A 5,758-nucleotide genomic window follows, 5' to 3' on the forward strand; every position below is an offset into this window, starting at 1 on the left:
GCTGGCTTGCCGGCGATGGGCTGCGGAGCAGCCCTGATTCTCCGAATCTTCCCACTGCTCCATCAGAAACATCCTATTCAGGCCGCCCAGGGCAAAGTCTAAATTAGCCGGTCCTCCCATCAGGAGCGGCTCATGCACCAGCCCTACGTGTTGATCCACCAGGCTCGCCCATCCCACCAGATCCTCCTGCACCAGGCCCTCAACGCCCAGGGCATGTTCCATGTGCGCATCAGCGAAACCAGCGCAGACCTCGACGCCTGCCTGAGCGCGGATCGCCGCCCCGACTTGCTGATCCTTGACCACGCCATGCCAACCCGGGCCGGGCTTGCCGTGCTCGAACAGCAGCACCGAACACGCGCTTTGCTGTTTGTCGGCCAGGCTGCTCCCAGGCGCCGCAACCTTGCCCAAGAGGCCAGAAGCCGCGGGCTGTGGGTGCTCGCCGAGCTGCCCTGGCCGCTGTCGATGCCACGCCTGCAGCGTGCCCTGCAAGCAGTGCAGGTAAGCACCTGGCGGCGTATTCAAACTGTCACGTCCGCCCAGCATGCTCACTGAAGCAGCCGCGGTGTAACGAACTTTCCGCTGCGTCTGTTGGTCAGTTCCTCTATATCCCACCACGCAGCGAGTGATCCGGATGGAAAGAATCTGCAGACTGCTCAACGAAGCCCTGACCCCCTATCAGACCCACTTCGGCGTCGCCGATGCCCAGGGTAATCGCCAATTGACCGTTCACGACCGCCTCACCGGTATCACCCTGCGGCGCACGGTCAGCGAGCGCCAGTTGCAGGAGCAACGCCTGTTGATCGATCTGGTGGATGGCCTGCACCGTGACCTGCAGATCGCCGAAGGGCGTTTGCAACCCTGCGTGATCGCGGCGCTGCAGCAACGCCAGCAACCCCATGGAACCTTTGCCTGAGTGGCTTTTCAGAAGTAGCAAGGGCAGTCAGCCAGTGCTTTGCTCCGGCGCTGGCAGGGCTGTCACGGGAAGCCCCCAAGGGCTTTCGCTTGGCCCCGGGCGTGTTTCCCCAGCGCCCGGGGTTTATTTTTTTTTGTGTTGCCTACACCGGTACTATCGCCGGCAAGCCAGCTCCACAGGTACTGCACATGGCTTGAGGTTGGTGCGGTCGAGGCAGGAGCTGGCTTGCTGGCGATAGGGCCGGAACAGAGGGGATCAATGGCCTTCGAAGAAGCGCTTGCTCTCTTCCAGGTAGTCTTCCTGCAGCGCCGGGTCCAGCCAGCGTGCATACAGCCCCGGCAACACATCCCGGCGCAGGGCAGGCAGCAGCTGGTCGATGTGCGCAATCGCCTCACGCCCCAGCTCACTGTTCGAACAGCCTACATGCAGAAACTGGTAGTGGTTCACTCCCCGTACAGGATGAAACCGGTAGTCGGCCAGTGTTCCGCCTTGCTGCTCGACCAGGTAGCGCACTTCAGGCCAGTAGCCGAGCACCATGCGCAGGCGCCCCAGCTGTTGCATCTGCAGCAGGTTGGCGGTGGCGTCGTTGCCGTAGTGGCGACTGAGCGCGGTGTCGGGTAACTGGCGCAGGATGGCGTCGATCTGCGTGCCGTAGCTGCGCTCGGCGACAACCCCCAGCTTCAGCGGGGTCTTGCTCAGCAGGCCATGCAGGTCTACCTCTTGGCCGTCGAGGTAAGGAGCCACCAGCGTCTCGCTGTCCTTGCGCAGCACCAGGCCGCCACTGAGCACGCCCAGGGAGGGCATGGAAAACCGCACATACTCGGCGCGCTCCGGTGTCCACAGCAGGGTCGGGTCGCAGGTGAAGCTCTTCGGGTCCTGCAGCATCTGGATACCGCGGGCGCGGTTGATCCGCACGATGCTGTGGTCGTACTCGGGCATCTGCCCGATCAGCAGGGGCAACAGCTGGTCGATCACCCCTTGGCCTTTTCCCGGCCCTTCGAAAATGGTGAACGGCGGCAGGTCACGCACCAGCCAGAAGATGCGCTCCTTGGCGCTTGCAGGCTGCAGCAATGCGGGCAGCAGCCCGCACAGCAGGATCAGGTGACGTAGGCAACGGGCAGCGCGCATGGACCAGGGCAGTGCCAGGTTCAGACCGTGCCTGCTGCGCGCAGGCTGGCGATGGCCGCCGCGTCGTAGCCCAGGCTGCCGAGCAGCGCCTCGGTGTGTTCGCCCAGCGCCGGGCCGACCCACTCGGTGGAGCCGGGGGTGTCCGACAGCTTGGGCACGATGCCTGGCATGCGGAACGGCTTGCCGTCCGGCAGTTTGGCCTGCAGGAACATTTCGCGTGCCAGGTACTGCGGGTCGTTGAACATGTCCTCGGCCGAATAGATGCGGCTGGCCGGCACTTCGGCGGTATTCAGCACCTGCATCAGTTGCTCCAGCGGCAGGCTGTTGGCCCAGCGGTCGATGACCCCGTACAGCTCGTCACGGCGCAGGTCGCGGCCATCGTTGGTGGCCAGGGTCGGGTCGTCGGCCAGGTCGGTGCGGCCAATGGCCTGCATGAAGCGCTTGAAGATCGCATCGCCGTTGGCGCCGATCTGCACATGCTTGCCGTCGGCGCTGGTGTGGATGGAGGAGGGCGTGATGCCCGGCATGATGTTGCCGGTGCGTTCGCGGATAAAGCCGAACACATCGAACTCCGGGACCATGCTTTCCATCATGGCGAAGATCGCTTCGTACAGGGCCACGTCCACCACCTGGCCCTGGCCGCCGTTGACTTCCCGGTGCCGCAGCGCCATCAGTGCGCCGATCACCCCCCACAGGGCAGCAATCGAGTCACCGATGGAAATGCCCGTGCGCACCGGTGGGCGGTCGTCGAAACCGGTGATGTAGCGCAGGCCGCCCATCGACTCGCCCACGGCGCCGAAGCCCGGCTGGTCCTTCATCGGCCCGGTCTGGCCGAAGCCTGACAGGCGCACCATAACCAGGCGCGGGTTGAGCGCGTGCAGCACATCCCAGCCCAGGCCGAGCTTTTCCAGCACGCCCGGGCGGAAGTTCTCGATCAGGATGTCGGCCTCGGCCAGCAGGCGCTTGAGAATCTCGCGACCCTCGGGGTGCTTGAGGTTGAGGGTAAGTGACTGCTTGTTGCGGGCCTGCACGAACCACCACAGCGAGGTGCCCTCATACAGCTTGCGCCATTTGCGCAACGGGTCGCCGCCATCGGGCGATTCGACCTTGACCACCTCGGCGCCGAATTCGGCACAGATGCGCGAGGCGAACGGGCCAGCGATGAGGGTGCCGAGTTCGACAACTTTGAGGCCGGCGAGGGGTTTGCTGGGCGTAGTCATGGGGCATCCGTGGCAGCTGGGCAGATGCGTGGTTTTATCATAGGTCCGAAGCGGCAGATACTGCTGCGGGGCAACGAAGGGCAGTATCGGTTAGACTGTGCCACTTTTCTTTGCGCAAGAAGCCCGTCGACCATGGCCCAGCCGTCCACCACCTATAAATTCGAACTGAACCTGACCGACCTCGACCGCGGCGTGTACGAAAACGTCCGTCAGACTATCGCCCGCCACCCTTCGGAAACCGAAGAACGCATGGCTGTGCGCCTGCTGGCCTACGCCCTGTGGTACAACGAAAACCTGTCGTTCGGCCGTGGCCTGTCCGATGTGGACGAAGCGGCGCTCTGGGAAAAGAGCCTGGACGATCGCATCCTGCACTGGATTGAAGTGGGCCAGCCGGACGCCGACCGGCTGACCTGGTGCTCGCGCCGCACCGAGCGCACCAGCCTGCTGGCCTACGGCAGCCTGCGTGTATGGCAGAACAAGGTGGTAGATGCGGTCAAGGGCCTGAAGAACCTGAGCATCGCTGCCGTGCCGCAGGAGGTGCTGGAAACCCTCGCCACCGACATGCCCCGTACCATCAAGTGGGACGTGATGATCAGCGAAGGCACCTTGTTTGTCACCGACGACCGTGGCCAGCACGAAGTGCAGCTGGAGTGGCTGCTGGGTGAGCGTGGCTGAAGCCCCCCATGCGTATCGAACCTCGCCCGCTGCCGCCGACCCTGCCATTCCTGGGTAACCTGCCACCCTTGCTGACCCGCCTGTACGCCGCGCGCGGCGTGCAAAGCGAGGCCGAGCTGGACAAAAGCCTCGCGCGCCTGCTGCCGTACCAGCAGCTCAAGGGCATCGAGGCCGGCGTGGATCTGCTGGTCGAGGCTATCGACCAGCGCCAGCGCATCCTCATCGTCGGCGACTTCGATGCCGACGGCGCCACTGCCAGTACTGTCGGCGTGCTGGGCCTGCGCCTGCTGGGCGCGACCCACGTCGACTACCTTGTGCCCAACCGCTTCGAATACGGTTACGGCCTGACCCCGGAAATCGTCGAGGTGGCGCTGCAACGCCAGCCGCAGCTGCTGATCACCGTGGACAACGGCATTTCCAGCGTCGACGGTGTGGCAGCCGCCAAGGCCGCCGGGCTCAAGGTGCTGGTCACCGACCACCACCTGCCGGGCGCGGAGTTGCCCGACGCCGACGCCATCATCAACCCCAACCAGCCGGGCTGCAGTTTCCCGAGCAAGGCGCTGGCCGGGGTAGGGGTGATCTTCTATGTGCTGATGGCCCTGCGTGCGCGCCTGCGCAGCCTGGGACGCTACGAAACGCAGCCGCAGCCGAACATCGGCGAATTGCTCGACCTGGTAGCCCTGGGCAGCGTCGCGGACGTGGTGCCATTGGACGCCAACAACCGCATTCTGGTGCACCAGGGCCTCGAACGCATTCGCGCCGGCCGCGCCCGGCCGGGGCTCAAGGCCATTCTGGAAGTGGCCCGTCGCGATCACCGGCGCATCACCTCGACCGACCTCGGTTTCATCCTCGGCCCACGGCTGAACGCTGCCGGACGCCTGGACGACATGAGCCTGGGCATCGAATGCCTGCTGTGTGAAGACGCGGCCCTGGCCCAGGACATGGCCCGGCAACTGGACGACCTGAACCAGGACCGCAAGTCCATCGAACAGGGCATGCAGCGCGAGGCCCTGGCGCAGCTCAAGGACCTGCCGGTCGAGTCGATGCCATATGGCCTGTGCCTGTTCGATGCCGACTGGCACCAGGGGGTGATCGGTATTCTGGCGTCGCGCCTGAAGGAGCGTTACCACCGGCCGACCATCGCTTTCGCCGACGCTGGCGAGGGGATGCTCAAAGGGTCGGCGCGCTCGGTGCCGGGGTTCCACATTCGTGATGCCCTGGACGCCGTGGCGGCGCGTCATCCGCAACTGATCAGCAAGTTCGGCGGCCACGCCATGGCGGCGGGCTTGTCGTTGCCTGAAGCCAATTTCCCGGCATTTGCCGAGGCGTTCGACGAAGAAGTGCGACGCCAGCTGCGTGAAGAGGACCTGACCGGGCGCCTGTTGTCCGATGGCAGCCTGGCGGTGGAGGAGTTCCACCTCGACCTGGCCAAGGCCCTGCGCCATGCCGGGCCGTGGGGGCAGCACTTCCCCGAGCCGCTGTTCCATGGCGTGTTCCAGCTGGTGGAGCAGCGCGTGGTGGGCGAGCGGCACCTTAAGGTGGTGCTCAAGAGTGAGTGCGGCTCGGTGCGGCTGGATGGCATTGCCTTCGGTGTCGACCGCGAAGTGTGGCCGAACCCGACGGTGCGTTGGGTCGAGTTGGCGTACAAGCTGGATGTGAACGAGTTTCGTGGTAATGAAAGTGTGCAGCTGATGATTGCCCACATGGAGCCGCGCTGACTGCAAGTACCGTAGCTCCCACAGGTACCTCATTGCCTTCAGGCCTTGTGATATCCCTGTGGGAGCGGGTTTACCCGCGAACACCGGCGCAGCCGGTGCCATGC

6 protein-coding genes are annotated in these 5,758 nt (G+C 64.8%); 4 read left to right on the plus strand and 2 right to left on the minus strand.

The genetic code is table 11. The features are described 5' to 3' along the window. The first annotated feature begins 132 nt into the window (after window positions 1-132). Together M2S36_RS12700 and M2S36_RS12705 are read left to right on the plus strand one after the other, a co-directional pair. Window positions 133-552 (plus strand): response regulator transcription factor, encoded by a 420-nt coding sequence (locus tag M2S36_RS12700; protein WP_207829529.1) that lies wholly within the window; start codon window positions 133-135, stop codon window positions 550-552. Window positions 553-631: 79 nt separating this feature from the next. Continuing rightward, entirely contained in the window at window positions 632-913 is a 282-nt protein-coding gene (locus tag M2S36_RS12705; RefSeq protein ID WP_063911459.1) for a DUF3509 domain-containing protein, read from the plus strand. Between the two features lie 255 nt (window positions 914-1,168). Here M2S36_RS12705 and M2S36_RS12710 read toward each other — a convergent pair whose 3' ends face one another. Beyond that, window positions 1,169-2,041, minus strand: coding sequence for a TIGR02285 family protein (locus tag M2S36_RS12710; RefSeq protein ID WP_333957231.1), 873 nt, complete (start codon window positions 2,039-2,041; stop codon window positions 1,169-1,171). Between the two features lie 20 nt (window positions 2,042-2,061). Then, window positions 2,062-3,261 (minus strand): CaiB/BaiF CoA transferase family protein, encoded by a 1,200-nt coding sequence (locus M2S36_RS12715; RefSeq protein ID WP_063911461.1) that lies wholly within the window; start codon window positions 3,259-3,261, stop codon window positions 2,062-2,064. Between the two features lie 132 nt (window positions 3,262-3,393). Between M2S36_RS12715 and M2S36_RS12720 the strand changes: the two genes are divergently transcribed. Beyond that, a complete protein-coding gene (locus tag M2S36_RS12720) occupies window positions 3,394-3,936 on the plus strand; it encodes a YaeQ family protein (protein ID WP_013971198.1) in 543 nt (180 codons plus the stop codon). An 8-nt stretch (window positions 3,937-3,944) separates the two neighbouring features. Beyond that, window positions 3,945-5,654 (plus strand): single-stranded-DNA-specific exonuclease RecJ, encoded by a 1,710-nt coding sequence (gene recJ, locus M2S36_RS12725; protein ID WP_207829527.1) that lies wholly within the window; start codon window positions 3,945-3,947, stop codon window positions 5,652-5,654. Window positions 5,655-5,758 lie beyond the last annotated feature (104 nt).

It is taken from the genome of Pseudomonas sp. SF2 (assembly GCF_036858055.1).
Lineage (GTDB): Bacteria > Pseudomonadota > Gammaproteobacteria > Pseudomonadales > Pseudomonadaceae > Aquipseudomonas.

Coding starts and splice junctions, on each gene's coding strand:
- M2S36_RS12700 (WP_207829529.1), top strand. CDS start 133: ATGCACCAGCCCTACGTGTTGATCCACCAGGCTCGCCCATCCCACCAG.
- M2S36_RS12705 (WP_063911459.1), top strand. CDS start 632: ATGGAAAGAATCTGCAGACTGCTCAACGAAGCCCTGACCCCCTATCAG.
- M2S36_RS12710 (WP_333957231.1), bottom strand. CDS start 2,041: ATGCGCGCTGCCCGTTGCCTACGTCACCTGATCCTGCTGTGCGGGCTG.
- M2S36_RS12715 (WP_063911461.1), bottom strand. CDS start 3,261: ATGACTACGCCCAGCAAACCCCTCGCCGGCCTCAAAGTTGTCGAACTC.
- M2S36_RS12720 (WP_013971198.1), top strand. CDS start 3,394: ATGGCCCAGCCGTCCACCACCTATAAATTCGAACTGAACCTGACCGAC.
- recJ (WP_207829527.1), top strand. CDS start 3,945: ATGCGTATCGAACCTCGCCCGCTGCCGCCGACCCTGCCATTCCTGGGT.